The following is a 24,872-nucleotide window of genomic DNA, read 5'->3' as shown; positions in this document are numbered from 1 at the left end:
CGCTGCTTTGCAACCGCTCACGGCACGCAAAAACCGCCAGCACAAGGCTGACGGCCCGGTTGCCGAACCATAGGCGCGGCTTTTAGGCCTCGCCCAGGCCGATCCGATCAAAAATCTCATCCACATGGCGCAGATGGTAGTGATAGTCAAAGGCATCGTCCAGCGCCGCCTGATCCAACCGATCGGTGACTTTCGGGTCGGCCTCAAGCAGCTGACGGAAGTCGCGGTGCTCATCCCAGGCCTGCGCGGTCTTGGGCTGCACCAGATCGTATGCCGCTTCCCGGCTCATGCCCGTTTCAATCAGCTTGAGCATGACGCGCTGGCTGAAGATCAGGCCATGCGTCTTTTGCATGTTTGCCTTCATCGTCTCCGGGAACACATCGAGATTTTGGACGATTCCAGTGAAGCGGTGCAGGATGTAATCCAATAAGCCTGTGGCGTCGGGCAGCATGATACGCTCTGCCGAGCTGTGCGAAATGTCGCGCTCGTGCCACAGCGGGACGTCTTCCAGTGCGGGAGTCGCGTAGCCGCGAATGATGCGGGCCAGCCCGGTGACATTTTCGGAGCTGATCGGGTTGCGCTTGTGCGGCATGGCCGAGCTCCCCTTTTGGCCGGGATTGAAGTGTTCCTCGACCTCGTGCACCTCGGTGCGCTGCAGGTGGCGAATCTCCAGGGCAAACCGCTCGATCGATGTTGCAATCAGGCCCAGGGTCTGAATGTAGTGGGCGTGCAGATCACGCGGCAGCACCTGCGTCGAAATTTCCTGAGCGCGGATGCCTAAGTGCTCGCAGACGTACGCCTCAACGGCCGGTGGCGTGTTGGCAAACGTCCCCACTGCGCCGGAAATTTTACCGGCTTCGACATCGGCAGCCGCGTCATTAAAGCGCTTGAGGTCGCGTTTTAATTCGGAGTACCAGGTCGCCAGGACCAGGCCAAACGTCGTCGGTTCGGCGTGGACGCCATGGGTGCGACCCATCATCACGGTGTGCTTGAATTCCTTGGCGCGGCGGCCGACCACGGCGAGCAGCGCCTCAAGGTCGTCGCGCAGGATGACGTCGGCCTGCTTGAGGACGGCGCCTTGCGCGGTGTCGACCACGTCCGTGCTGGTCAGGCCGAAGTGCACCCATTTTTTCTCCGGGCCAAGGGACTCGGACACGGTGCGCGTGAAGGCCACAACGTCGTGCCGGGTGACGGCCTCGATCTCGTGAACCCGGTCAACGGTGAAGCTGGCGTTTTGACGCAGCGCCTTCACGTCCGCTGCCGGGATCTCACCCAGCTGGCTCCACGCCTCGGCGGCCAGGATCTCAACTTCGAGCCAGGCCTGGTAACGATTCTTCTCTGTCCACACGGCGGCCATTTCAGGGCGGCTGTAGCGATCGATCATGTTAGTCCTCCTCTGTCAGGTTCAAGTGAAAGTGATCCGTTGCGTTCAAAAGCTGCGCCGCCTCAATCAGCGGCTTGTAGATCGTCATTGTGCCGATCAGGTCATCCCCGCTCGGATAAAACTCAAACTGCCAGTCCGGCTTGATGCGCACCTGTGTCATCGCTGCGGCGGCATCGGCCGCGCGCAGCGGGATCATGACCCCTGGCCGCAGCAGCGAGAGCTTAGGCAGCGGCCACCCAAGCAGCGCGCGCAAGTGCATCGCCACTGGGCTGAACCCGGTGGTGCTGGCCAGCACGTGGTTGGTGAGTTGCGGCGCCGGGTACAGGCGCTTGACGTACAGCGACTGGTTCGCGGTCATGAAGAGTTCAATGCCAAAGGCGCCAGTGTAATTCAGGTGCTTAGCGATCAGCTTGGCCACCCGCTGGATCTCCTGGTGCACCGCGTCGCCGCCGGTAGCTGGCACGAACGCCGCCTTCAGCTGATGATGGGCAAAGACGGTTTGCACCACCGGCATGACCTTGATGTCGTCACCATTTTTGACCACGGTGACCGCGTACTCGGTCGGATGATCAAGCCAGGCCTCCAGAATGTACGGCCGCTGCTGCAAGAGCTGCTGGGCGTGCACCACATCGTCCGGACTGGTCAGACGCAGCTGCTGGTCGGCGCCCATGTCCTTTTGAATGGGTTTCAGAATCGCTGGCAGTCCGACCGACTCGATTGCCTTGGCGATGTCGCTGGGGCCGACCACCTGCGCGTACGGCAGAATGTTGACGTTGAGGTCGTCCAGGAAGACCATTTCCAAGTACCGGTCCTGGGTGACGGACAAAATGTCCACCCCGGAGGGCAGCTGGTGCTTGGTGGTCAGCTGCTGCAAGGCGTTGCCGTCGACGTTTTCATTGGCGAACGTCACCACCGTGGCCACCTCGGCCAGGCGCGACAGCGCCGCCGGATCAGTCGCCTTGCCGACGAGCGGAATGTCGGCCAAAGACAGCGCAATATCGCTTTCACTCGGCGCCAGGATGATGGTGTTCATCCCCATTGCCTTCGCCGCGGCGGCCATGCTGTAACCAAGCGGACCGCCGCCGATGATGCCGATCCCGGCACCGGGTTGAATAAAATCAGTCATGTTTGTCGACCTTTCGTGCCTGCGTCGCTTTTTCATTCAACCCGTCCGACTCTGGCAGCTCGGCAGGCGGCGTTTTGGCGTTAAAGAGTAAATTCAAGCCAACGGCGGACACGCTCGCCAGCAAAATACCCGAGGAAAATAGCAGCTGCAGGGTCTTCGGCAGCGCCTGAACGATCTGCGGCTGAACGGTCACGCCCAGCCCCAGCCCGATCGAAATTGCGGCGACCAGTAAATTCTTGTCGTCATGAAAATCGACCTGCTGCAGCATGCGGATTCCCTGGACCGCGACCATGCCGAACATGACCAGCATCGCCCCACCCAGCACGGGATTGGGAATGATCGTGGCCAGCGCCCCAATTTTGGGCAGAAGTCCTAAAAGCACTAAAAACAGTGCGGAGAACATCACCGGCTTGCGGGTCTTGATACCCGAAAGCTGCACCAGGCCAACGTTTTGCGAGAAGGTGGTGTACGGGAAGGTATTGAATATCCCGCCGAGCATCACAGCCAGCCCCTCGGCGCGGTACCCTTTTTTCAGATCCGGCTGCTCGATTTTGCGGTCGACCACATCACCCAGGGCGAAAAAGACCCCGGTTGATTCGACCATCGAGGTCAGGGAAATCAGGATCATGGTGACGATCGAGCTCCACTCAAAGTGCGGGACCCCAAAATAAAACGGTGTCGGCACGTGGAACCAGCTGGCTTCGATTACCGGGCGAAACGACACCATGCCCATTAGACCGCCCAAAAGAGACCCGCCAATAAGCCCGATCAAAATGGCGATTGAGCGCACAAACCCTTTGCCCCACACGTTGAAAGCCAAGATCAACAGCACCGTAAACATGCCGACAATCAGGTTGGCGCCGGAACCGAAACTTTTCGCCGCCACATTGCCACCGCCGAGATTCTGAAAGGCCACCGGGATCAGAGACAGCCCAATGACCGTGATCAGACTACCGGTCACCAGCGGCGGAAACAGCTTCCGCAACTTGGCGAAGGGCCCGGCAATCAGGTAAACGAAGACCCCGGCGGCAATGATCGCGCCGTACATCGTTTGAATATCGAATTTCTGGCCAATCATGATCAGCGGCGCCACTGCCTGCACGGCACACCCAAGCACCACCGGCAGGCGAATGCCGAAGAACTTGTTGCCGAAGACCTGCAAGGCCGTGGCGATCCCACACATGAAAATATCGATCGACACCAGGTAAGTCATTTGTTCACTGGAAAACCGCAGGGCCGAGCCGATCAGAATTGGGACCAGGACCGACCCGGAGTACATGGCCAGCAGGTGCTGGATACCCAGCACTGCGGCCTTGGGCGCAGAGACGTCAGGCTGTTTCATTACGACCTCCTAGTCTTCTTTGAAAATCACTTGGCCATCTTCAAACGCTGCGATTCGGGCCAGCGCCTCCACCCGGATGTGGCGCTGATCAAGCAGTGCGCGCCCCTTTTGAAAACTCTTTTCGATCACGACCCCGACGCCTTCCAGGTGCGCCTGCGCCTGGGCAATGATGTCGATCAAGCCCTCGACGGCTTGGCCATTGGCAAGAAAGTCATCAATGATCAGCACATGGTCATCCGGCCCGAGGAACTTGGTCGCAATGGCGATCGTGTTGGCGCTCTTTTTCGTGAAGGAGTACACCTCGGCTGTGTACAGGTGGTCCTTGAGGGTCAGACTCTTGTGCTTGCGGGCGAACACCACCGGCTTGTGGAAGGCCATCCCCGCGGCCAGCGCCGGCGCGATGCCAGAACTTTCAACCGTCAGAATTTTCGTGATTGGCGTGTCCTTGAAGCGCGCGTAGAACTCGGCACCCAGTGCCGTCATCAGATCCGGATCGATCTGGTGATTCAAAAAACTGTCTACTTTCAACACATCGGCGCCCAAAACCTGGCCATCCTGCTTGATCCTGTCCTCAAGTAATTTCACTGCGTGTCCCCATCCTTCTTCGCGGTATGCCGCACTTAGTTGGTCAAATTCTACCATAGTTTGACACCCATCACAATTTGCCAAACGGCGAATGTGTGACTTTTCCAATTGGTCAAAACTTGCCCAGAGACCTGGATAGTCCGTGACAGACGGCCAATTTGACCGGCTGGTACCGAGCCATGGCCCACTTTAAAAAAGTCCCGATAATTCGTCTTTCGAGGAATTTATCGGGAAAATCAGCATAAAATTGAAAGCATTGGACGAATAATCCGATCACTGATCATATCGGCTCAGGTCATACGTGTTGATCAGCCGGATCAGCTTGGCCGCATAGGTGGGGTCGGTCGCATACCCGGCGCTTTGCAGTGCCTTGGCCGCGGTTTCAAAGTCCGTCGCTTGCCGCACGCCGTCGTATAGGTGCGGGTTCCACTGCGGCCCGTGAACCAGCAGTTCGGCGTGGGCCTTCATCGAGGCCTGGTCGCTGGGATATACCCGAAACCGGGCCGACACCGTCACCCACTTGCCATTTTGATACTCCTGGGTCTTCAGCAGCCGCGAATTGGCCGGGTCGTCGTCCTTGATGCCAAACAAGTTGTGGTAATCCTTCGCGAGCGTGGATTCGCCCCAGTCTGACTCCAAAATGGCCTGCGCCAGCGTGATGCTGGGCAGGACCTGATACTGATTCTGCAGTGTCTGCGCATAAGGCGCCAGGCGCTTGATGAAGGCGGTGTGAGTGTCCGGCTGCGGCGGCGCGGCCTCTGGCTTGGGCCGCAGGTTCAGGCTTGCCCCCACCGCCACGGCGATCAGCAGTGCCGCCAGCAGGACCCAGAGCGGCTTCGGCAAAGACTTTCGGCGTTTGGCCATCAGTCGGACTCACGCGGCGCCGGCAGCTGCTTTTTTGTCCACTCGAGCAGGGTGAGCTGCTTGGTTTCAAGCTTTTGCAGGTCCTTGGCCGGCACGATGAAATCAAGCAGGTCGACCAGCCCGTGGGCGCCGTAGTCCATGCGAATCTGCAGGTGCGCCGTGCTGCCGGCTTCATCTTTGGTTTCCTTGACCGCCGTCTGCACCCCGCTTTGCCGCAGCCAGGCTTGCGCAATCGTCGCCTTGGCCTCCTGAAAGCGCCAGGCAACGCCTTCCTCGCTGGGCGCAGTCGCGTTCAAGACCACAATTTTTTGCGCAAGCATCCATTCGTAATCCGTAAACAAGTAGCGCAGTCCATCGCGCTGCTTGGCCGTCAGCGCGGCATCGCCTGACGCCACCGCGGCAACCGGAATATGCAACTTGGCCGCCAGCACCGCATTGCCCTTGTCCCGGCGCGGCTGCAGCATCATCGCGGCTAATTCCAGTAATGTTTGATCGTCCATAATATCACCTCGAGTCTATTTTAACAGACTGAACACCGCCGAGACACGCAGTCGCGCTAGTATTTAGTGAGCAAATCGATTACCATTAAAGCGACAGGAGGTGGGCGTGTGAAAAAAATCGGCATCATTCTACTCGGCTTGGTCTTTCTGGCCGGCTGCAGCGGCGTGGGGTTCAACCAGAAAGCGCAGCTGCAAGGCGCCACCAGCACCCTGAAAACGCAAGTCGCCGTGCAAAGCAACCAGCTGGCCCTCATTGATGCAGACGCCGCGGCTTTTCCGTCCACTTTCCAAAAGGCCTACGCCAAGGACAACCGCCAGACGTTCGACCAAACCGGCCCGGTGAACGCGCTGATTCAGCGCCGCACCAAAGCGTACAAACGCCTCGAAAGCGCGCAGACGGCCATCGAAACGGCCACGACCACACTGACCAAGGCAAGCTCACAGCAAACTGCCAACCTGCCGACGGCGGCCTTGACCGACACGCTCAACAGTCTGAAACTGGCCAAGCTCGATCACAAGACCTTCGACGCCTATTACCGCGAAATGACCAGCGCCGAAACCGCCTTTTTCGCCGCCGTGGCCAAGGACCCAAGCGATACTGCCGCGATCAACGCGGCGCTGGGCCGGCTTAATGAGTACAGCAGCTCGCTCAGCCAACAGGCCGAGATCGTGCAGGCCAACCTGCAAATGGTCAGCCAAAATGTCGCGACGCTGAGCAAAGCAGTCGATAAGATGAAATAGTTTTTCTCGAGGCTGAGACATCAAGTGATTTTAGTGCAGAGGACAAGCGCCCCTGCGCCGCGATTTAGAATCGTGGTGCAGGGGCGTTTCTACCCTTGGCGTCGCTTGAGGGAAAGCGACAGCCAATCTGGTCTTATTTTCGATTACTTTGCCCGCCGCCGCTTTTGCACGACCAACAGGGCCTGCCCCAACACCGGCGTGACCACTGCCGCCATGGCCGCTTCTGCCACCGCGTTGATGGCAAACGCCCCGGCCAGGACCAAGCCCAAATTGCCGGCGTCAGCACCAGGCACCACGCTGCTTGCCCGCTGCGCAAAAAAGAGCCAGGTCAAAAGGATCACCAAGGCGGTGTTCGTCAGTGCCCCACAAATTCCTGCCAGACTCAGTTTGACGGTGGCCAGACGCCCACTGCGCCGATTTTTGAACACGTGATTGAACAGCACTGCCGCCACGACGCCTACTAGCACGCGCGGCACAATGGCGATGACCGGATTTTGAAAGAGCAAGAGGGTCATGGGATCGCCCGGCGCAGTGTAGGCCTTGATCAGGCTGACCACGCCCCAAAGCAGCCCCGTCGTCGTGCCGCCAGGCACATCCAGCAGCACGCCGGCGAGAATGACGGTCAGATGAATGGTCGAAATCGCCGGCCACGCCGAAAACAGGCGAATGTAGCCGACCATCGGAACATACGCCTGCAGAATAATGAGCGCCCCAAAAATGCCCAGCAGCGTGATTGTGTTCGTCGAATGGGTTCGCATGGCGGCACCTCCGAATTGATGATGTCATTAGTTTACCCCATAAACAGGCGTTTGGACACAAAAAAACGGCTCATCACCGTTATCATTTACGCTCAGATTAGGCCTCGCGCGCCGCGGCTTGCTGGAGCTTGGAGACTGAAGCTGCCGGTTTCTGGCAAGGCACGACCTTGGCTTCCAGACGCTCGAGCAGCGGCGTCAGGTACGTGCGTTCGGCCTGGTGCCGCGCGGCCACTGCCTCTGCGAACGAGATGTAGGTGCGGTTGAGGACCAACCGGCCCTTAAAAAATAACCGCGCGTTCCACTTTCCGGCCTGCTTATCATAGGAGACGCCGGTGACCCCGCTCTGGTTGGACGAGCGCAGGTTAAGCGTCGCCGTCAGGTTGACCCCTTCGGTGGCGGCAAACTGATCTTTTTGCCCGATCTTCGCAGCCGTCTTCGGATTCGTCCGAATGGCCTGACGCATGACCTCGCGGCGGTAGCAACCGCACGAGGTCGTGGTGCCCTTGCGCAGCCGATAACCGTCGACCACCGTCTTGTTCCCACAGGTGCATTGGCAAAGCCAAGTTGCATTGCCATTCTTGGCTGCGCCTGCGTATGACAACACTGTTAGCCGGCCAAATTTCTGACCGGTTAAATCCTTTCTTCTCATTGCAAACACTCCTTACACTATAACTTTAAAGTTCCCCGCTGATTATTTTGACTGTTTGCCCTCTCCACGTCAAGAGAAAAGAAAAGATTATATATGTATTCTACGTATCCTATGTTTTCAAAACATTATTGCTATTCTGCCCGCAAATCATAGACAAGCCCGCTAAATCACGGGTTTGTATGGCGGAGAATCTGGCACACGAGCCCTGACAAGACACTGGCATCAGCTCAACCGGGAAAATAAGCCAGGTCGCTCCCGCCATTATCCAACTATTTTGATTTGGTGTTATTTTCTATCATTTTTAAAACTCCCCCAGGCGAATTTTACCCCCATGCCTTCAAGGGGCCTGGCCTAGGCCGGTTATTGATGTCCGTCACAATGCCCCGCGAATGCAAAAAAGACCCAACCCCGATGACTCGGAGCTGGGCCTTACTGCGCTTACAATGCGGGTGAAAAGACTCGAACTTTCATGATCGATAATGATCACAAGATCCTTAATCTTGCGCGTCTACCAATTCCGCCACACCCGCATGACGCTAAGAAGCACAAGAAATAGTATATGGGACTGCCGCGGCAATGTCAACGGCCGTCGCGAATTTTCACGCCCGCAATGTGCCTCCAGCTGCGGGCGAAGCGGCCACTAGGCGGTGGCCGCACCGGCCGCAGGCATAGCGCCGCAAATCAAGTCGGCGCTGGCGCGGATACAACTGCCCGCACCCAGTGCACTGGTACAGGTACTTTGGCGGCTTGATGGGCGTAATGCGAGGGGCATACCGCAGGCCGCCCACCGCTGCAAGCAGCTGTTTAAACGCGGCGTCGCGGTGGCGGTACCCCTGATGCGCTCGGTAGAGGTGGTAGTGACACAGCTCGTGCTTAATAATGCCCTGACGGGTGGCGGCGTCGATGTGGGCGAATAGGGTCGGATTAAAGTCCAGGTTTTCATCCGGCAGGTGGAACCGCCCGCCGGTCGTGCGCAGCCGCGCATTGAAGCGCGCCTGATGCACGAACGGCCGGTGAAACGCCGCCAGACTCACCTGTTCCACTAAGCTTTGGAGTTCTTGGTTCGACATGGGGCCTCCCGTTTAGGCAAAGTACTGAAGCAAATCGGCGCGGGTCAGCGCCGCCTTTTCTGCCCCTGAGTAGTCCGCCACCAGCTCACCGGCCTGCAGGACCACCAGGCGGTTGCCGTACTTCAGCGCCTCTTCGAGCTGGTGCGTGATCATCAGGCAGGTCAGCTGTTCCTGGCGCACGATCGAGTCCGTCAGCGCCATGATCTCGGCGCTGGTGTGCGGGTCAAGCGCCGCAGTGTGCTCGTCCAAAAGCAGCAGCGCCGGCTCCTGCATGGTCGCCATCAGCAGGCTGAGCGCCTGGCGCTGGCCACCGGACAGCGCCTCAGTCGGTTTATCCAAGGCCCGATCCAGTCCGTTGGTGGTCTGCTTGGTCAGCGCCAAAAACTCGTTTTGCCGAGCCTTGAGCCCACGGGACTTCAAGCTCAGGCGCTGGCCGCGGTGGCTAGCCAGCAGCAAATTCTCCGCCACGGTCATTCGCGGGGCAGTGCCCATTTTCGGGTCCTGGAACACCCGAGCGATCAACTTCGCCCGGTGCTCCGGCCGCGCGCGCGTGATGTCCTCGCCGGCCAGCGTGATTTTGCCGCTGGCGACCGGCTTGTCACCGGTGATGGCGTTAAACAGGGTCGATTTGCCGGCCCCGTTCGCCCCCAAAACAGTAACAAAATCTCCCGGGGCGACGGTCAAGTTGATGTTTTGCAACAGTGCCCGCGACGTCTCCCCCACGGCGACGTTCACGCCGACATTACTCAAGGTCAATTGTGCTTCAGCCATTTGTCTTCACCCCATTTTTCAATACTCGCCGAATCTTGAACCGGTGCTCAAAGGCCGGAATCATGATCAGGATTGCCAGGACGATCGCCGAGATCAGTTGCAGGTCGTTCGGCGAAAAGCCCAGGCGCAGGACCAGCAGCAGGACGAACCGGTACAAGATGCTGCCCAGCACCGTCGCGACCAGCCGCTGGCTCAAGGTCAGCTCGCCGAACAGCACCTCGCCGATGATGATCGACGCCAGCGCGATGACAATGACCCCGATGCCCATGTTCACATCCGCGTAGCCGTTGTTTTGGGCAATCAGGGACCCGGACAAGGCGACCAAGCCGTTGCCGACAATCAGTCCCAGCACTTCCTGGCGGGCCGGCGCGATGCCCAGGCTGCGTGCCATGGTCGGGTTATCCCCGGCCGCGATGAAGCCCTGCCCCAGCTGGGTGTTCAAGAACAAGATCAGCAGTGTGACCACCACCAAGGCGACGATCAGCCCCACGACCACGCTGTCAAAATAAGGCGGCAGGCTTTTCAAAAATTTGGCGGCAAACAAGTTCGGCTTGTTCAACAGTGACAGGTTCGCGCGCCCCATGATCCGCAGGTTGACCGAGTACGCCCCAGTCATGACCAGGATGCCGGCGAGCAGCACCGGCACCTTGCCCACCGTGGTGAGAAACCCGGTGATGGCACCGGCGGCCATGCCGGCCAGCATGCCTAAAAGCGTGGCTAGCAACGGCGTGATCCCGTTGGAAATCGTCGCAACGGTGACCGCTGCCCCTAACGGGAAGGTCCCTTCAACCGTCATGTCAGGAAAATCCAAGATGCGGAAGGTCAAAAACAGCCCGACCCCCATCAGTCCGTATAACAACCCTTGCCCAATGGCAGAAACTCCTAAGCCCATCATTATTCGATCACCGTCCCATTCTTGCGTGCGTCATCGACAACGGCCTGCGGAATGCTCAACCCCAGGACCTTCGCCTGCTTCAAGTTAATGATCAGCTCACCCTTCTTGGCAAAATGAATCGGCGTGGTGGCCGGATTTTTGCCTTTGAGAATGGCGGCGGTCATTTTACCGGTCGATACCCCAAGGTCGAACTGGTTCAGCCCGAGCGTTGCGACCCCGCCCTGCTTGACCATGGTATCAACCGTTGGGAACACCGGAATCTTCTGGGTGTTGGCAACTTGAACCAGCGTCGGCATCGCAGAGGCAATCGTGTTATCAGTCGGCACGAAGATCGCATCGACCTGGGTCACCATTTGCGCGGCGACCTGGTGCAGGTCATTGGTGTTAGCGATGGTGAAGTTCTTGACCGTGAAGCCTTCGTTTGGCGCTTCCTTGGTCACCATCTTGGCCTGGACCTGCGCGGAGGAGTCACTCGACGTTGAGATCACGCCAAGCACTTTCGCCTCCGGCATGATCTGCCGTACCAGCTTGAGCTGCGCCTTGATCGGGGCCTGGTCGGACACGCCCGTGATGTTGTTACCCGGCCGTTCATTATTCTTGACCAGGCCCGCCCCTTTAGGATCCGTGATCGCGCCCAGCACGATCGGAATCTTGGTGGATGCATCCGCCAGCGCCTGCGCGGATGGGGTCGCGATGCCAACCATCGCGGCCGCCTTTTCGTTGACGAACCGCTCCGACATCGTCTTCATGTTGCTTTGGTCGTTTTGCGCGTTTTGAAAATCAATTTTGACGTTCTTGCCGACTGTGTAGCCCTCGTCGGCCAAGCCCTTAATAATGCCCTTATGGATCGCATCCAGCGCCGGGTGGCTCATCAGCTGCAAAATGCCAACGGTGGGCACCTCAGCTTTGGTCTCGGCCTGCGGCTTGCCCGTTGAAACAAAGGCAATGCCCAGAAAGCCAAGCAGGATGACGATCAAACCAATCATACGTTTCATGTGCGAATTCCTCCTAAGAAATCAAAAAGGCAGATCCAACCGCGCAGGCTGCGGAGATCTGCCGAAACAAAAATCCGCACAAACTCAAAAGTTCAGAGTCTATGCGGACATACTGCTTGAACGCCAACATAGACACGACCTGCGTGTGGCAGGTCGTGTCAGCGACCTACCTAGTGTTGGCTTTGCCAGCGAACATTGATCTGGGTAGTGTGGTTAGTCATGTGGCGTTCCTCCTTAAATGATTAATCTGAGAATACGTTTCTCACCGCGCCATGTCAAGCCCCTGGCCAAAAATAATTTTGACTTAGGCGATGCGCGTGATTTTGCTCAGCTGCGTCATGATGCGCTCGGTGGCCGCGTCCTGAGCCTTTTCGGCCGCGTCAAACGCTGCCTGGTCCAATTGAGCCGGGCTGTCTTTGAGGCTGTCGGTCATCGCCTGGCAGCCAGCGACAAAATCTCGGTAAGCTGAGATCAGCAGCTTGTGCGTGCCGATGAAGCGGGCCGGCGGTGTGGTATTGGCCAAGGTGGTCAGCAGATCGCCGTACTTTTCGGTGCCATCTTCAAATAACTGCTTGGTCGCGCCGTACTCTTGCGGGTCAAAGTCGGCGATGGTGCCGGCGTCGATCGCCTTGCGCAGCGCGGTGAACTTGGGGTTGAGCAGGTCCTGCTCAGCCTCGGTGCCCCCCATTACCTGCTGCATGACGTTACTGAAGTGAACCATTTTTTGCTGATTTTTATTCATCGAAAAATCCTCCTGTTCACCAGTTTACCGCTTTTGCGCGTGGCGTTGGCAGAATTTCACGATTTCCACAATCACGACCATGGCCACACCTGCGCCGAGCACCGTCGCCCACTGGAACCCGTCCAGTTCGGTCACATGGAACAGACCGTTAAAGCCTGGCACTAAAATGGTGACCATTAGCAGCAGGGCGGACACGAAGATTGCCCAGTTGAACGCCTTGTTGCGGAAGAAGCCAACCGTGAATAGGCTCTGGTGGACTGACTTGACGTTGAAGGCATGGAACAGCTGGATTAATCCCAGCGTCGCGTACGCCATGGTCAAGGCATCCGCGTGAATCGCGGCGTTCGTCGTGTGAATCGGCCAGGTAATGGCGATGAAGTACACCCCTAGGGTCAAGAGCCCTTCCAGAATGCCCTGCCAAATTACAGCCTGACCGACGCCGCCGGTGAAGAAGTTAGACTTGCGGCCGCGCGGCTTTTGCTTCATGATGCCGGGTTCGGTCGGCTCAACGCCCAGCGCGATTGCCGGGAAGGTGTCGGTCACCAGGTTGATCCACAGAATGTGGACCGGCGCCAGCAGATCCCAGCCCAGCATGGTCATCATGAACAGGGTCAACACTTCACCTAGATTGGCAGACAGCAGGTACTGAATCGCCTTTTGAATGTTGGAAAAGACTTTCCGGCCCTCTTCCACCGCGATCACGATGGTGGAGAAGTTGTCGTCGGCCAGCACCATGTCGGACGCGCCCTTGGACACTTCCGTCCCGGTGATACCCATGCCGATGCCGATGTCTGCGGCCTTGAGGGCCGGCGCATCGTTCACACCGTCGCCGGTCATCGCGACGACCTTGCCACGATTTTGCCAGGCGTTGACAATGCGGACCTTGTGCTCCGGCGCCACGCGGGCGTAAACGGAGTACTTATCGACGTTTTTTTCAAATTCCTCGTCAGACTGCTGGTCCAGCTCGGCGCCGGTGATGACCGCCGCGTCATCGCCAGGGGCAATAATCCCAAGGCGGCCGGCAATCGCCTCGGCGGTGTCCTGATGATCGCCGGTGATCATCAGCGGCCGGATACCAGCCGCCTTCGCGTCCGCCACGGCCTTCGCCGCTTCCGGCCGTTCCGGATCGATCATACCGATCAGCCCCGCGAAGATCAGGTCTTGCTCAACCGTGTCGGAATTAACCGGATCAGGCACGGCATCGATCACCTTGTAAGCCGCGCCCAGCACGCGAAGCGCCTGCTTGGCCATGCCGGTGTTTTCACGCAGAATGGTGGCCTCGTCAGCAGCACTCAGCTCGCGTGCCGCATCCCCCTCCGCCAGCTTGGTGGTGCGCTTCAGCAGCTGGTCCGGCGCGCCTTTGGTCGCCACCAAAAAGCGGCCGTCTTTTAGCTGGTGAATGGTGGACATCAGTTTCCGCTCAGAGTCAAACGGCACCTCGGCAACGCGCGGCTCTGCTTGAAGCTCGCCTTTCAGGTCAAAGCCGTGCTGCTGCCCGTAGGCGACCAGTGCGGTTTCGGTGGGGTCACCCAGCATGACGCCATCGTCTTGAATCTTGGTGTCATTGGCAAAGTTCATGATGCGCATGATCGGGTTTTGCGACTGCACGCCGTCCTTGGCGTCGTGCAGCTGGCCGTCGTAGTACACTTTTTCGACCGTCATCTTGTTTTGTGTCAGCGTCCCCGTCTTATCCGAGGCGATGATTTCAGTCGAGCCCAGTGTTTCAACGGCCGGGAGCTTGCGGACCAGCGAATTGCGCTTGGCCAGCTTCTGCGTGCCCAGCGCTAGGATAACGGTGACAATAGCCGGCAACCCTTCAGGAATCGCAGCCACGGCCAGCGAAATCGCGGTCAGGAACATTTCCGGCAGGGTCTCGGCACCGCGCCAGACCCCGACCACAAAGACGAAGGCGGCGATGACCAAAATCATGATGGTCAAGGTCTTCCCCAGCGCTTTGAGGTTTTCGGACAGCGGTGTAGTCGTCTCCTGGGCCGCGTTCAGCATCCCCGCAATGCGGCCCACTTCCGTCTGCATGCCGGTAGCCACCACCACGCCGACCGCCCGGCCGTACGTGATATTCGAGTTCATGAACACCATGTTGGTTCGGTCGCCGATACCGATGTCGGTACCTGCCAGCGGCTCAGTTTGCTTTTCGACCGGGACGGATTCCCCCGTGAGCGCCGACTCTTCGCTTTTCAGGTTGGCAGATTCCAAAAGCCGCAGGTCGGCTGGCACGACATCGCCAGCTTCCAGCAGCACAATGTCGCCGACCACCAGCTCGGAGCTCGGCACGGTCAGGACCTGGCCGCCGCGGCGCACATGGGCGTTCGGGGTGGACATTTTCTGCAGCGCATCAATGGCTTCCTCGGCCTTGCTTTCCTGGAACACGCCGAAGACCGCGTTCAAAATGACCACCGCCAAAATGATGAAGGCGTCGGCCCATTCGTGGACAATGAACCCGGAAATCAGCGCCGCAACCAGCAGGACGATGATCATAAAGTCCTTGAACTGATCCAGAAAGCGCATCAACAGCGTCTTCTTCTCGCCTTGGGCCAGGGCGTTCGGGCCGTTTTGCGCCAGCCGCGCCTGCGCCTCTTGCGCGCTCAGGCCCGTCTCGTCATTCGTCTGGAGCCGCTTTAGTGCTTCGTCGTTCGTGATGGCGTAGAACGCTTTTTGCTCTGCCAATAAAATTTCCTCCTTTAGCGATTAACTAATTTTAGCTTACCATGTTTAGTAAAAAAAAGACTTACACTGCCTCATGGCAGCATAAGTCTCACAGTTTCAGGTCACACCAGAATTTTGCCTAGCTGATGACATGACCACGGCAAGCGCCGTTAGTTACTCCCTTATGTGTAGGATAAGTATAACTAATTAACCACTTTGGGGCAAGGCTTATTTCCAAAAGTCGTCAAAGACCGTGATTGGCAGGTGGCGCTTGTGTGCGGACCGCTTGTACCAGCGCTCGATGGTTTCGGCGGCCTGATCGGACACGGCCTTCCCTTCCAGGTAGTCATCGATGTCGCGGTAAGACACGCCCAGGGCGACCTCGTCCGGCAAGGCCGGCCGGTCCTCTTCCAAATCGGCGGTCGGCGCCTTCTCGTAAAGGTGCGCCGGTGCGTCCAGCAGCTTTAAAATGCTGGCCCCCTGCCGCTTGTTCAGCCGCCACAGCGGCGTCACATCGGCACCGCCATCGCCAAACTTGGTGTAAAACCCCGTGACCGCCTCGGCGGCGTGGTCGGTACCGACCACTGCCCCGCTGCGCGCGCCGGCAATCGCGTACTGCGCGATCATCCGCGCGCGGGCCTTCATGTTGCCCTTGTTGAAGTCGGACACCGTCAGGCCGTTAGCCGCAACGGCCTGTTCCATCGCATCGACTGAATCCTTGATGTTGACGCGCATGGTTTCGTCAGCCTTCATAAACTCGATGGCGGCCATGGCATCGGCCTCGTCGGCCTGTTCCCCGTATGGCAGACGCACCGCAATAAACTGGTACGCCGAATCCCCGGTTTCCTGGCGCAGCTCCGTCATGGCCCGCTCTGCCATCGCACCGGCGAGCGTTGAGTCTTGGCCGCCGGAAATGCCAAGCACATAGGTCTTCAGCCCCGGGAAGCGGCTGATATACTGTTTCAAGAAGTCGACCGAGCGCCGGAATTCCTTTTCCGGGTCGATGGTCGGCTGAACGTGCAGGGCGGTGATGATTTCTTTTTGTAGTGGACGCATGGTTTTCTCCTTCAAATCAGGCCGGCGAACGGTCGCAAAATTGGTTACAGCTGCTGCTTTTGGACCTTGACCTTCACGTGCTTGATCAAATCCATCTTGTCATCCCAAAGCTGTTGGGACAAATCGACCGGGTACTCCTGCGGGTTGAGCACGCGCGTGTATTCGTCCCACAGCGAGTCGACACTCTGGAGGCAAAAGGCGCGAATCGCATCAAGCGTCGGCAGCTGATAGACCAGTTGACCGTGGTCAAAAATGGTCGTCAGAACCGGCCGCGCGTTGAAGTCCGTGACTGTTTTGTTGATGTACGGGTAGCTTGGGTGGAACATGTACAGCTCGTCCTGATCGGCGACTTCCTCCTCGTCGCGGGCGATGAAGTCGCCTTCGGACTTGCCGTTGGAGCGGCGCGTGATTCGCCAGACCTGTTTCTTGCCTGGCGTCGACACCTTTTCGGCGTTGGACGACAGCTTGATGGTGTCCACCATTTTGCCGGTTTCGTCCTCAATCGAGACGAGTTTGTACACGGCCCCGAGTGCCGGGTGATCGTACGCCGTGATCAGCTTGGTCCCAATGCCCCAGATGTCGATCTTGGCGCCTTGCATCTTGAGGTTTTGGATCGTGTTTTCGTCCAAGTCGTTGGAGGCGACGATTTTGGTCTGCGTGAAGCCGGCCTCGTCCAGCTGCTGGCGGACCCGCTTGGAGATGTAGGCCATGTCGCCAGAGTCGATACGCACCCCTTGGAAGTCGATCTTGTCACCCATTTCCTTGGCGACCTTGATCGCCGCCGGCACGCCGGAGCGCAGAGTGTCATAGGTGTCAACCAGGAATGTCACATCGTGGTTGACTTCGGCGTACGCCTTAAACGCCGCGTAATCGTCGCGGTAAGCCTGCACCAGCGCATGCGCGTGAGTGCCGGCAATGGGAATGCCAAACAGCTTACCAGCGCGCACGTTGGAGGTCGAGTTGAACCCACCGATATACGCGGCCCGGGTGCCCCAGATGGCGGCGGAAGTTTCCTGCGCGCGCCGGGTGCCAAATTCCATCAACGGGTCGCTTCCGACCACGGCGCGGATCCGCGCCGCCTTAGTGGCGACCAACGTCTGGTAGTTCAAAATGTTGAGCAGCGCGGTTTCGACCAGCTGCGCCTGGGCCAGCGGGCCTTCCACCTGCATCATGGGCTCGTTGTTGAACACCAGGTCGCCTTCGACTGCCGAGCGCACCGTGCAGGTGAACTTGAGGTCCCGCAGGTAATCCAAAAAGCCCTGCGGATATTCCGTGGATTCCTTCAGGTAGGCCAGGTCGGAGTCGCTAAACCGGAGCTGTTGCAGGTACTCGACCGCGTGCTCCAGCCCGGCGAACACGGCAAAGCCGCTGCCAAACGGCAGGTCGCGGAAGTAGCATTCAAACACCGCGTTGCGCTCTGAAATGCCCTGCTGCCAATAGGTGTACATCATGTTCAGTTCGTAAAAGTCTGTATGCAAGACTAAACTGTCGTCCGCATAGTCCATTGTCTGCTCCTTTGCGCACGGGGCTGCCGTGCGACTGTCTTGGGTTGGAATGATTGCTATTATACCAAAAAAGCGAAGCGCGTGCTTTTACGCACGCGCTTCGCTAATCAGTCTTAACAAACCGGCCTTAGCGCTCAAGATAAAACTCGAACCGCTCACCCACGTACTGGGTCCGGACGTACTCGAACGGCCTGCCGTCCTGAAGAAACGAGGTCTGGTGCAGCCGCAAAATCGCGTCCCCGCGCTTGATCGCGAGGTACTCGGCGATTCGCTCTGAGGCGGTCATCGCACTGACAGTTTGCTGCGCGCCGCCGAGCACGTACCCGCCTTTTTTCTCCAGCGTGTGGTAGAAGGACTTGGTGACTTCACTTTTGGAAAAATCCTTCACCAGATCATACGGCACCGTGGCCACCTCGAAGCTGATCGGGACATCATCGGCGAACCGGATTCGCTCCATCCTAAGCACCTGGTCGCCGTCCTTGAGCTTCAGCTTTTCACTTTCCGAAAGCGAGGGTTTGGCCACGTGGTAGGAAATCGTTTTGCTCGACGGCCGCTTGCCCTGCGCAATCATGATGTCGGTAAAGCTGGTCACCCCGGACACGCGCTCTTGCACCTTCTGGTTGGCCACAAACGTGCCAGCCCCGATGCGCCGCTCCAAGATACCTTCATCGACCAGCGTCTGAATCGCTTGTCGCAGGGTCATCCGCGACACATTGAACGTCACGGCCAAATCGCGCTCGCTGGGAATGCGGTCGCCGATTTGCCACTTGCCCGCTTCAATGTCCTTCTTGATCTGATTATGGATCTGAATGTATACCGGTGCTTCCATGAGCTTCGTCCTCCCTTGGGCTGCAAGGCCACGACCCGCTAATACCTATATGATAACTGGTATAGACCTAAAATACAAGGACACGGACCAAATTGGTCGGCCAAAGCCGCTGCTTACTGTTGGTCCTTGGCGATCGTCGCATCAACGCCAGCGACCACGGCCGGCATGAAGCCCGCTGCCTCCATTGCCAGCATCCCTGCCACCGTCGTGCCGCCGGGGCTGGCGACTTTATCGGCCAAATCCATGGGACTGTCCTTGCGATTTAGGACCATCTGCGCTGACCCGGCCACGGCCTGCGCGGCGATTTGCGTGGCGGCCTGCTTGGTCAACCCGTACTTCACGCCGGCGCGGCTGAGCGCGTCGATAAACATGTAGACAAACGCCGGGGAACTGCCAGCCAGGGCTACAAACGTCGAGAAATCCTTTTCCGGCAGCGCGATGGTCTCACCCAGCCGGTCCAGCAGCGCCACCACGTCAGGCAGCACCGCAGCGGCCGCGGTGTTGGCGGCATAAGCCGTCATGCCTGCGTTCAGCGCCACGTTCAGGTTCGGCATCACCCGCACCAGCGGTATGGGCAGGATTGCCCAGGTCGCAAGCGTCTTTAAATCAACCCCGGTCAGCAAGGACAGCACCGGCACCGGCTTTTGTTTCAACGCGTCGTGCACCTCCGCAAAAACCGGCTGGCCCACTGCCGGATCGACCGCCAGCACCACCCAGTCTGACGCTTCCACCACGGCGGCGTTGCTTGCGGCGGCCGCGGCGCCAATGCTGGCCGCATACGGTTCATAATTGGCAGGATGGCCGCCGTGGATGATGAGGTCAGCAGGTGCGAGCACCTTCGCCTTCAGCAGCCCGGAAATGATTGCCTGGGCCATGTTGCCGGCCCCAATAAAGCCAAGTTTCATCAGTTTTCCTCCTTTAATGCGTCAAGATGCAAAAAAAGCTGCCACACTGGCAGCTCGTCTGGAGGATCTAGTCGGCGAACCTAGGAACCCGAAGGAGCAGATTTACAATTCGTCGCGTTTAGCCGCTTCGCGAATCCTCCATGAATCAGCAGCTATTAGCATACAAAAAATGTGCACCAGACGCAACGCTTTTCCCGATGGGCTGCTTTTGCCTTTGCCTCACGCCTGCAGGGTAATCAACGTCGTCTGCCACTCGGTGAACCAGTCATGGCTCTCCCACTCATTGAGTCGGCGCAGGCCGTAGCCCATCGGCCGGTGATGGTACGTCGTGTGATTGACGACCACTTGCTGGTCGCGGTGGTGAAGATGGCCAAACACCACATCGGTGACCTGGCTCTGCTCGAGCAGCTCACCTAAGTGGCGCGACCCCATCAGCCCGGCGGCCATCTCCCAGCGCGAATGTGCAGGCGCAGGCATCATCATCAAAGGCGTCGGCACAAAATGAGTCACGTAAATGACCCGATGCCCGGCAGCCGCCAGCAAATCGCGTTTGGTCGTGGTCAGCACCCGTGCCATGCGCTCGCGATCGGACACCGGTTGATCGATCGCCGAATCGATCCAGTACGCTCGCTTCCACTGCGCAAAGTCCGCATCCGTCGCCTTTAGGTCCGCAGGCGCCAGCGAGTAATCATACCAGCCATTGTTGCCGATGATCACAGTGTTGGTGCCAGGCACGGTCAGCGTCTTTTCGTGAAGGTAAAGTGGTGACACCGAGCTTTGCGCGGTTTGGTACGACACATTTTTGACTAGATCGTGATTGCCTGCTAGGTAGCGGACAACCACTTTCGAACCGACCGCCTGCTGCAAGGCGCGATAGAACCACAGGGTCTTGGTAAAATCATTGAAGGTGTCCCCGGCGTTCACGTACACCTGATAGTGGTTTGCAAGCAAGTACCCCGCGATTTTGACCACCGCTGCCTGGGCGTCGATATGATTCACATCGAAATGATTGTCGACACTGAACGCTAACTTTACCATCGCCATCCCCCGTTTCCAGCCCGCCGCGGTTAGCCCACCGGCAGGTCGCGGCACCTGATGTTCGCCGCATGATTCATGCTTATCTTGGGGGCAAACTTGGGTGAATGTCAACTCTGGTCGGCCGCGTGATCAGCGACTGGCAAACAGTAGTAGCGCAATAAAAAACGTCCTGCTCAGACCAGACACGTCTGCCAGAACGGTTATTGAGTCGTCAATTAGTTGACGCCTTGCATCAGTTTTTCGATGCGTGGGACGATGAAGAACATTAACACCCCGAGCACCACGGTCAAAGCGCCGATGATGCCGAAGTAGGCCATCTCCGTGCCTGGCGTGTAAAAGCGGACCAGCTGAGCGTTGATCGCCTGAGCCGCCGCGTCGCACAGGAACCACATGCTCATCATCTGCGACGAAAATGCCTTGGGCGCAAGCTTTGTCGTGACGGACAGGCCAACCGGTGAGATCAGCATCTCGGCAATTTCGACAATCGCCCATGACAGCACCAGCCACAGCGGTGAGACCCGGGCGCTGATGCCTGACAGCATCAGCGGCAGAATCATCACCAGGTACGAAACCCCGGCAAACACCAAACCAGAGGCAAACTTTTTCGGTGAGCTTGGCTGCTTATCCCCCATCTTCACCCATAGGCGAGCAAAAATTGGCCCGTAAAGCAGGATGAACAGCGGGTTGAGCATCTGGAACCAGCCTGGCAGGATCTTGAACCCGGCAAAGTTAAGTTGCGTTTGGTTCGCCGCAAACACGGCGAGGACCGACGAGCCGGATTCTTCAATCGCCCAAAAAATCACGGCCGCTAGAAACAGCGGTACATAGGCCCAGACCCGAGAGCGCTCGACCTTGGTGACCTTTTTGGACCGCAGCATCATCCAGAAATAGATGATCGGAATCGCCACTGCGAAAATCGTGATCAGACTGATGACGTTCGTCACGTTGAGCGCACCCATGGCCGCCATGCCGACCAGCAGGATTGCCAGGACCAGCAAGCCGATGCCAATCTTGCTCAGCAGCGGCCGCAGTTCGGCCGCGGAAATTGGATCTGGCGCCTGATTGTCCTTGTGGTTGATGTACTTGCGCCCATCGATCACATAGAAAATCAGGCCGACTGCCATCCCAAATGCCGCCAGCGAGAAGCCAACATGAAAGTTGTACTTGGCCTGAAACCAGGTCACGACCAGCGGTGCCAGCAGCGAGCCAAAGTTGATCCCCATCACGAAGATGGAGAAGCCGGAGTCCCGCCGCAGGTCTTTCTCGCTATACAAGTTGCCAACCATTTCTGAAACGTTCGGTTTGAGGAGCCCCGTGCCCAGCACAATCAGAATGATCGAGCCAAACAAAGCGAGCGAGCCTGCCGGCAGGCTCAGCATAATGTGCCCCAGCATGATCAAAATACCGCCCCAGAAAACCGTCTTGCGGGCGCCCAGCAGCCGATCAGAAATGAACCCACCAATCGTTGAGCTCAGGTACACCAGCGAGCCGTAAATCGACATGATTGACAGAGCGGTCGGCTGACTGAACCCCAGCCCGCCCTTGGCAACGGAGTAGTACATGTAGTAAATGAGAATGGCCCGCATACCGTAATACGAGAACCGTTCCCAGAATTCGGTCATCGACAGAGTTAGGAGCCCTCGGGGATGGCCCAGAAATTGCTTTTCTTTTTTAGGTTTATCCATATAAAAATGCTTCCTCTCTCACTCAGCCCTAGTTAATTGCAAGAGGTTGCTGAGAATACAAGGAAACATTATAAGCGCGAATCATTATGCACTCAAATTGAATTTTAGTGGGCTAGCTATTTTCTCATTGCGCCTCTCATAATATCCTGATTGCGATTGATTGTCGCCGAGCAAGCGCCTGGAAGCAAGGCGGATAAAGCGACTACACGGAAAAACGTCGTATGAGGCGATTATGAGGCTGTAAGCGCTGCGAATGAGAAAATAATAATTATTCATTTTCGTCAGCCGTCACACTGCTGCTGGTGCTCGGCGCGCTGCTGCTCCCACTACCTGCGCTGGCCTGCGCGGCCGCCTGAGCCCGCTTGGTAAAGGCAATCACGCTCTTAGGGAGTTGCCCACAAAAATACTGCTGGCCGACGGTTTGACACTGCTTGAAGAAGTCTTTGCTAGCCGCGTTGTACGCGGCCTGGTCAGTGCCCACCATCGTCGTCAGCATCGCATCGTCTGGGCAGCCTTCAAATACGCCTGCAATGCCTTGGTCAGGTCCGGATTGGACTGATTGTCCGCCAGCTGGAGGCTGATTTTTTCCAGCGCGGCCTGGGCGGTTTTGGCACTGGCCTTGATCTGCGCCACCGGTTGCTTGTAGCTGGCCTGATTCAGCGGCTTGATCACGGCGTCTGAGGCTTTCACGTACCGCGCCTGCAACTGCTGTGTGGTATACTGTCTACTAGTGATGACCGTCTTGGAACTGCTTGACGCCTGCTTGGCCGGCTTTTTTGCACAGCCGCCCAGCACCAAAAACAGCCCCAACAATATCATCAACTGCCTAAATCTTTTCATGATCCGCCTCCAATGGTCATGATTATAGCATAGAAAGAAGGTGGCCCCCATGACGCTATGGCATCTGATGTTCAACAAACCCGCCTTTACGAAGGGTCAGGCCAAGCACATCGTGTACACACTCCAAGACGCCGGCAGCTTCGGCGGGTTTCCCCTTGATAAGATCGGGATCGTCCGCGACACCGAGGAGCTACTCTACTTGGACATGCAGTTCCGGGTCACTATTGGCCTGACCCAGGACACCTTTGAAAATATGCTCAAATACCTGCTCGTTCTGTCAGGCCGCTTGGACACTGCCCCGCTTTCCGTGTATTTTTCAATCATGCAGAAAAGCCTGGACGAGCTTCAAATCACCTACCAGCGCTATGAGGACCACAGCCTGGACGTCTTCTTTTGGCAGAGCCCACCGATTGTCGCGCCGGCTGAGGACAAGGAACGACTGCGGTTCCGCGAAGATGAGAAAAATAACGGTTAGTTTCACTAATCGTTTGATGGTCCATTTTTGTTCCACTCTTTAGAAATTAGTACAGTTTTGCATACAGTTAGAAAAAGCGGAAACCCTATTATACGGGGTTTCCGCTCTTTATGTACTACTGTAAATCTAATCAAAATGCCGTCTAAAGGATTCGAACCTTCGACCCTCGGTTTACGATACCGATGCTCTACCAACTGAGCTAAGACGGCATAAGTTTCATGACAACAAACGTAATTATACAGGAGCAAAAAGGCGGTGTAAACCCCTTTTTAAGCATTACTGGCCGCGGTTAGGCCAGGCGGGACTGCCCTATCTCAACGGTTGGTCTGTCAATCGCATCATTAACGCTAAGCCATCTTGCTGATTGACCCAGTTAGTTCAGCCAAACCCGGCTGCTATGCTAAACTATTGGTCTAAGGAGGATGCAGATGGCAAGAAGAAAAGGCAGCGCCCGGACTCTGGGGGTCGCAGTTGCGGTCATCGTCAGTCTGGTCGCTTGGGGGGCCAAACAACATAACTCAAACCAGCCCGCGCAACCGGCGACCACAACTCAAAGCCAAAACCAACCTGGCGACTACCAAAAGCTGGCCGCTTTGGATTACCAAGCCGGCGCCGCTCCGGTGATCACCGTTAACCGCGGCAATGCACAACTGAACATGCGCGACTGGGCAGGCCCTCGCATCATTTATGGCAATTTAGACCACCTGAACCGCACCACGACCAATGTGGGTTACCTCAACCGGCAAACCTTGATCCACTCGGCAGGGCGGCCCAGCCAGTATTTTGAACCGACGGGTTGGCACAACCGCTACACCGTCATCGACGGAAAACGTGTCAACCGGCAAAACCGTGGCCATCTGATTGCGTACACCCTGTCCGGCAACCTCAGCGTCGACGGCCACTACCAAGCTGGCGCGCTGGGCTCGAGTGATAACCCCAAGAACTTGGCCACGCAAACCGAATTTGCCAATCAAGTCCTCATGCAACCCTACGAGGAGCAAGTTCGCCAGGCTCTTGAAGATGGCGCCAAAGTCATTTACCGGGTCACTACCGTTTTTCGCGGCAACGACCTAATGCCTCGAGGCTATTGGCTGCAGGCCAAATCAGACGGTGGGCTGGACTTCAATGTTTACATATTCAATGTCCAATCCGATATCCGCTACGACTATGCAACGGGCCGCAGCGTTGTCGATCACAGTATTTCCGTTCCCGAGCAATAAGCAACCGCTGGACGTAAGCCCAGCGGTTTTTTGGTTAAAGATGCGAGTCAATACATGATGGTTACAAAAAAACCAGCCTCACAGGCTGGCTTTCTTAGCTCCGGATGTCAGGCTCGAACTGACGACACCCTGATTAACAGTCAGGTGCTCTACCACTGAGCTAATCCGGAATAAAAAAAGCGCGGCAGCTTCCTACCCTCGCAGGCAGTCACCCACCAACTACTCTCGGCGTA

Annotated in this window: 25 protein-coding genes and 3 tRNA genes; 3 read left to right on the top strand and 25 right to left on the bottom strand. The window is 57.5% G+C overall.

Annotated features, from left to right (window positions below):
• Positions 1 to 82: 82 nt before the first annotated feature.
• From purB to JUE30_RS01855, 6 genes are all read right to left on the bottom strand, one after another.
• Entirely contained in the window at positions 83 to 1,384 is a 1,302-nt protein-coding gene (gene purB, locus JUE30_RS01880) for an adenylosuccinate lyase (protein ID WP_203623370.1), read from the bottom strand.
• Position 1,385: 1 nt separating this feature from the next.
• Positions 1,386 to 2,510 (bottom strand): ATP-grasp domain-containing protein, encoded by a 1,125-nt coding sequence (locus JUE30_RS01875; RefSeq protein WP_203623369.1) that lies wholly within the window; start codon positions 2,508 to 2,510, stop codon positions 1,386 to 1,388.
• Positions 2,503 to 3,852: a nucleobase:cation symporter-2 family protein gene (locus JUE30_RS01870; RefSeq protein WP_203623368.1), complete on the bottom strand. Its 1,350-nt coding sequence runs from the start codon at positions 3,850 to 3,852 to the stop codon at positions 2,503 to 2,505. Before JUE30_RS01870 ends, JUE30_RS01875 begins: the two co-directional genes overlap by 8 nt.
• Before the next feature lie 9 nt (positions 3,853 to 3,861).
• Positions 3,862 to 4,437 carry a xanthine phosphoribosyltransferase gene (locus JUE30_RS01865; RefSeq protein ID WP_203623367.1) on the bottom strand — a complete coding sequence of 192 codons (576 nt, stop codon included), beginning with the start codon at positions 4,435 to 4,437 and terminating at the stop codon, positions 3,862 to 3,864.
• A 273-nt stretch (positions 4,438 to 4,710) separates the two neighbouring features.
• Positions 4,711 to 5,301: a glycoside hydrolase family 73 protein gene (locus JUE30_RS01860; RefSeq protein WP_203623366.1), complete on the bottom strand. Its 591-nt coding sequence runs from the start codon at positions 5,299 to 5,301 to the stop codon at positions 4,711 to 4,713.
• Positions 5,301 to 5,801, bottom strand: coding sequence for a hypothetical protein (locus tag JUE30_RS01855; RefSeq protein WP_203623365.1), 501 nt, complete (start codon positions 5,799 to 5,801; stop codon positions 5,301 to 5,303). Before JUE30_RS01855 ends, JUE30_RS01860 begins: the two co-directional genes overlap by 1 nt.
• A gap of 108 nt (positions 5,802 to 5,909) precedes the next feature.
• Here JUE30_RS01855 and JUE30_RS01850 point away from each other — a divergent pair, with 108 nt between their 5' ends.
• A complete protein-coding gene (locus JUE30_RS01850) occupies positions 5,910 to 6,542 on the top strand; it encodes a hypothetical protein (RefSeq protein ID WP_203623364.1) in 633 nt (210 codons plus the stop codon).
• Positions 6,543 to 6,685: 143 nt separating this feature from the next.
• On the opposite strand, the gene JUE30_RS01845 is transcribed toward JUE30_RS01850, so the two are convergent.
• From JUE30_RS01845 to JUE30_RS01765, 17 genes are all read right to left on the bottom strand, one after another.
• On the bottom strand, positions 6,686 to 7,300 hold the full coding sequence (locus JUE30_RS01845) for an ECF transporter S component (RefSeq protein WP_203623363.1): 615 nt from the start codon (positions 7,298 to 7,300) through the stop codon (positions 6,686 to 6,688).
• A 97-nt stretch (positions 7,301 to 7,397) separates the two neighbouring features.
• Complete coding sequence (locus JUE30_RS01840; protein ID WP_239061339.1) at positions 7,398 to 7,949, bottom strand: alcohol dehydrogenase; 552 nt, start codon at positions 7,947 to 7,949, stop codon at positions 7,398 to 7,400.
• A 444-nt stretch (positions 7,950 to 8,393) separates the two neighbouring features.
• A tRNA-Leu gene (locus JUE30_RS01835) sits at positions 8,394 to 8,479 on the bottom strand.
• Positions 8,480 to 8,548: 69 nt separating this feature from the next.
• Positions 8,549 to 9,019: a SprT family protein gene (locus JUE30_RS01830; RefSeq protein WP_203623362.1), complete on the bottom strand. Its 471-nt coding sequence runs from the start codon at positions 9,017 to 9,019 to the stop codon at positions 8,549 to 8,551.
• A 12-nt stretch (positions 9,020 to 9,031) separates the two neighbouring features.
• Complete coding sequence (locus JUE30_RS01825; RefSeq protein ID WP_203623361.1) at positions 9,032 to 9,790, bottom strand: ABC transporter ATP-binding protein; 759 nt, start codon at positions 9,788 to 9,790, stop codon at positions 9,032 to 9,034.
• A complete protein-coding gene (locus JUE30_RS01820; protein ID WP_203623421.1) occupies positions 9,783 to 10,682 on the bottom strand; it encodes an ABC transporter permease in 900 nt (299 codons plus the stop codon). Before JUE30_RS01820 ends, JUE30_RS01825 begins: the two co-directional genes overlap by 8 nt.
• 2 nt (positions 10,683 to 10,684) lie before the next feature.
• Positions 10,685 to 11,680, bottom strand: coding sequence for a tryptophan ABC transporter substrate-binding protein (trpX, locus tag JUE30_RS01815; protein ID WP_203623360.1), 996 nt, complete (start codon positions 11,678 to 11,680; stop codon positions 10,685 to 10,687).
• A gap of 304 nt (positions 11,681 to 11,984) precedes the next feature.
• Positions 11,985 to 12,422 (bottom strand): hypothetical protein, encoded by a 438-nt coding sequence (locus tag JUE30_RS01810; protein ID WP_203623359.1) that lies wholly within the window; start codon positions 12,420 to 12,422, stop codon positions 11,985 to 11,987.
• Between the two features lie 24 nt (positions 12,423 to 12,446).
• Positions 12,447 to 15,080, bottom strand: coding sequence for a cation-translocating P-type ATPase (locus JUE30_RS01805; RefSeq protein WP_374706483.1), 2,634 nt, complete (start codon positions 15,078 to 15,080; stop codon positions 12,447 to 12,449).
• A gap of 234 nt (positions 15,081 to 15,314) precedes the next feature.
• Positions 15,315 to 16,142, bottom strand: a complete 828-nt coding sequence (nadE, locus tag JUE30_RS01800) for an ammonia-dependent NAD(+) synthetase (protein WP_203623357.1) — start codon at positions 16,140 to 16,142, stop codon at positions 15,315 to 15,317.
• Positions 16,143 to 16,186: 44 nt separating this feature from the next.
• Positions 16,187 to 17,647, bottom strand: a complete 1,461-nt coding sequence (locus JUE30_RS01795) for a nicotinate phosphoribosyltransferase (protein WP_203623356.1) — start codon at positions 17,645 to 17,647, stop codon at positions 16,187 to 16,189.
• Between the two features lie 127 nt (positions 17,648 to 17,774).
• Entirely contained in the window at positions 17,775 to 18,476 is a 702-nt protein-coding gene (locus JUE30_RS01790) for a GntR family transcriptional regulator (RefSeq protein WP_203623355.1), read from the bottom strand.
• Positions 18,477 to 18,589: 113 nt separating this feature from the next.
• Complete coding sequence (gene proC / locus JUE30_RS01785; RefSeq protein WP_203623354.1) at positions 18,590 to 19,381, bottom strand: pyrroline-5-carboxylate reductase; 792 nt, start codon at positions 19,379 to 19,381, stop codon at positions 18,590 to 18,592.
• A 219-nt stretch (positions 19,382 to 19,600) separates the two neighbouring features.
• Complete coding sequence (locus JUE30_RS01780; RefSeq protein ID WP_203623353.1) at positions 19,601 to 20,419, bottom strand: metallophosphoesterase; 819 nt, start codon at positions 20,417 to 20,419, stop codon at positions 19,601 to 19,603.
• Positions 20,420 to 20,634: 215 nt separating this feature from the next.
• Positions 20,635 to 22,104 (bottom strand): peptide MFS transporter, encoded by a 1,470-nt coding sequence (locus tag JUE30_RS01775; protein ID WP_125757195.1) that lies wholly within the window; start codon positions 22,102 to 22,104, stop codon positions 20,635 to 20,637.
• A 268-nt stretch (positions 22,105 to 22,372) separates the two neighbouring features.
• Complete coding sequence (locus JUE30_RS01770; protein ID WP_203623352.1) at positions 22,373 to 22,600, bottom strand: hypothetical protein; 228 nt, start codon at positions 22,598 to 22,600, stop codon at positions 22,373 to 22,375.
• Entirely contained in the window at positions 22,594 to 22,944 is a 351-nt protein-coding gene (locus tag JUE30_RS01765) for a hypothetical protein (RefSeq protein ID WP_203623351.1), read from the bottom strand. The genes JUE30_RS01770 and JUE30_RS01765 overlap by 7 nt, the downstream gene beginning before the upstream one ends.
• Positions 22,945 to 22,993: 49 nt before the next feature.
• Between JUE30_RS01765 and JUE30_RS01760 the strand changes: the two genes are divergently transcribed.
• Positions 22,994 to 23,419 carry a hypothetical protein gene (locus JUE30_RS01760; RefSeq protein WP_125757199.1) on the top strand — a complete coding sequence of 142 codons (426 nt, stop codon included), beginning with the start codon at positions 22,994 to 22,996 and terminating at the stop codon, positions 23,417 to 23,419.
• 136 nt (positions 23,420 to 23,555) lie between these two features.
• Here the strand turns inward: JUE30_RS01760 and JUE30_RS01755 are convergent.
• A tRNA-Thr gene (locus JUE30_RS01755) sits at positions 23,556 to 23,628 on the bottom strand.
• 219 nt (positions 23,629 to 23,847) lie between these two features.
• Here JUE30_RS01755 and JUE30_RS01750 point away from each other — a divergent pair.
• Positions 23,848 to 24,639, top strand: coding sequence for a DNA/RNA non-specific endonuclease (locus JUE30_RS01750; RefSeq protein WP_239061338.1), 792 nt, complete (start codon positions 23,848 to 23,850; stop codon positions 24,637 to 24,639).
• A 98-nt stretch (positions 24,640 to 24,737) separates the two neighbouring features.
• On the opposite strand, the gene JUE30_RS01745 is transcribed toward JUE30_RS01750, so the two are convergent.
• Positions 24,738 to 24,809, bottom strand: a tRNA-Asn gene (locus JUE30_RS01745).
• Positions 24,810 to 24,872 lie beyond the last annotated feature (63 nt).

This window comes from Lacticaseibacillus sp. 866-1, from assembly GCF_016861825.1.
Taxonomy (GTDB): Bacteria; Bacillota; Bacilli; order Lactobacillales; family Lactobacillaceae; genus Lacticaseibacillus.
Note: the sequence above shows the minus strand (reverse complement) of the source record. Positions and strands in the feature narration are given on the sequence as shown.

Excerpts from the sequence above, each read along its gene's own strand:
- JUE30_RS01860 (WP_203623366.1), bottom strand. The coding sequence starts at position 5,301 with ATGGCCAAACGCCGAAAGTCTTTGCCGAAGCCGCTCTGGGTCCTGCTG.
- nadE (WP_203623357.1), bottom strand. The coding sequence starts at position 16,142 with ATGCGTCCACTACAAAAAGAAATCATCACCGCCCTGCACGTTCAGCCG.
- proC (WP_203623354.1), bottom strand. The coding sequence starts at position 19,381 with ATGAAACTTGGCTTTATTGGGGCCGGCAACATGGCCCAGGCAATCATT.
- JUE30_RS01775 (WP_125757195.1), bottom strand. The coding sequence starts at position 22,104 with ATGGATAAACCTAAAAAAGAAAAGCAATTTCTGGGCCATCCCCGAGGG.
- JUE30_RS01780 (WP_203623353.1), bottom strand. The coding sequence starts at position 20,419 with ATGGTAAAGTTAGCGTTCAGTGTCGACAATCATTTCGATGTGAATCAT.
- trpX (WP_203623360.1), bottom strand. The coding sequence starts at position 11,680 with ATGAAACGTATGATTGGTTTGATCGTCATCCTGCTTGGCTTTCTGGGC.
- JUE30_RS01790 (WP_203623355.1), bottom strand. The coding sequence starts at position 18,476 with ATGGAAGCACCGGTATACATTCAGATCCATAATCAGATCAAGAAGGAC.
- JUE30_RS01855 (WP_203623365.1), bottom strand. The coding sequence starts at position 5,801 with ATGGACGATCAAACATTACTGGAATTAGCCGCGATGATGCTGCAGCCG.
- JUE30_RS01875 (WP_203623369.1), bottom strand. The coding sequence starts at position 2,510 with ATGACTGATTTTATTCAACCCGGTGCCGGGATCGGCATCATCGGCGGC.
- JUE30_RS01750 (WP_239061338.1), top strand. The coding sequence starts at position 23,848 with ATGGCAAGAAGAAAAGGCAGCGCCCGGACTCTGGGGGTCGCAGTTGCG.
- JUE30_RS01810 (WP_203623359.1), bottom strand. The coding sequence starts at position 12,422 with ATGAATAAAAATCAGCAAAAAATGGTTCACTTCAGTAACGTCATGCAG.
- JUE30_RS01840 (WP_239061339.1), bottom strand. The coding sequence starts at position 7,949 with ATGAGAAGAAAGGATTTAACCGGTCAGAAATTTGGCCGGCTAACAGTG.
- JUE30_RS01830 (WP_203623362.1), bottom strand. The coding sequence starts at position 9,019 with ATGTCGAACCAAGAACTCCAAAGCTTAGTGGAACAGGTGAGTCTGGCG.
- JUE30_RS01825 (WP_203623361.1), bottom strand. The coding sequence starts at position 9,790 with ATGGCTGAAGCACAATTGACCTTGAGTAATGTCGGCGTGAACGTCGCC.
- JUE30_RS01770 (WP_203623352.1), bottom strand. The coding sequence starts at position 22,600 with ATGCTGACGACGATGGTGGGCACTGACCAGGCCGCGTACAACGCGGCT.
- JUE30_RS01870 (WP_203623368.1), bottom strand. The coding sequence starts at position 3,852 with ATGAAACAGCCTGACGTCTCTGCGCCCAAGGCCGCAGTGCTGGGTATC.
- JUE30_RS01765 (WP_203623351.1), bottom strand. The coding sequence starts at position 22,944 with ATGAAAAGATTTAGGCAGTTGATGATATTGTTGGGGCTGTTTTTGGTG.
- JUE30_RS01845 (WP_203623363.1), bottom strand. The coding sequence starts at position 7,300 with ATGCGAACCCATTCGACGAACACAATCACGCTGCTGGGCATTTTTGGG.
- JUE30_RS01820 (WP_203623421.1), bottom strand. The coding sequence starts at position 10,682 with ATGGGCTTAGGAGTTTCTGCCATTGGGCAAGGGTTGTTATACGGACTG.
- purB (WP_203623370.1), bottom strand. The coding sequence starts at position 1,384 with ATGATCGATCGCTACAGCCGCCCTGAAATGGCCGCCGTGTGGACAGAG.
- JUE30_RS01760 (WP_125757199.1), top strand. The coding sequence starts at position 22,994 with ATGACGCTATGGCATCTGATGTTCAACAAACCCGCCTTTACGAAGGGT.
- JUE30_RS01795 (WP_203623356.1), bottom strand. The coding sequence starts at position 17,647 with ATGGACTATGCGGACGACAGTTTAGTCTTGCATACAGACTTTTACGAA.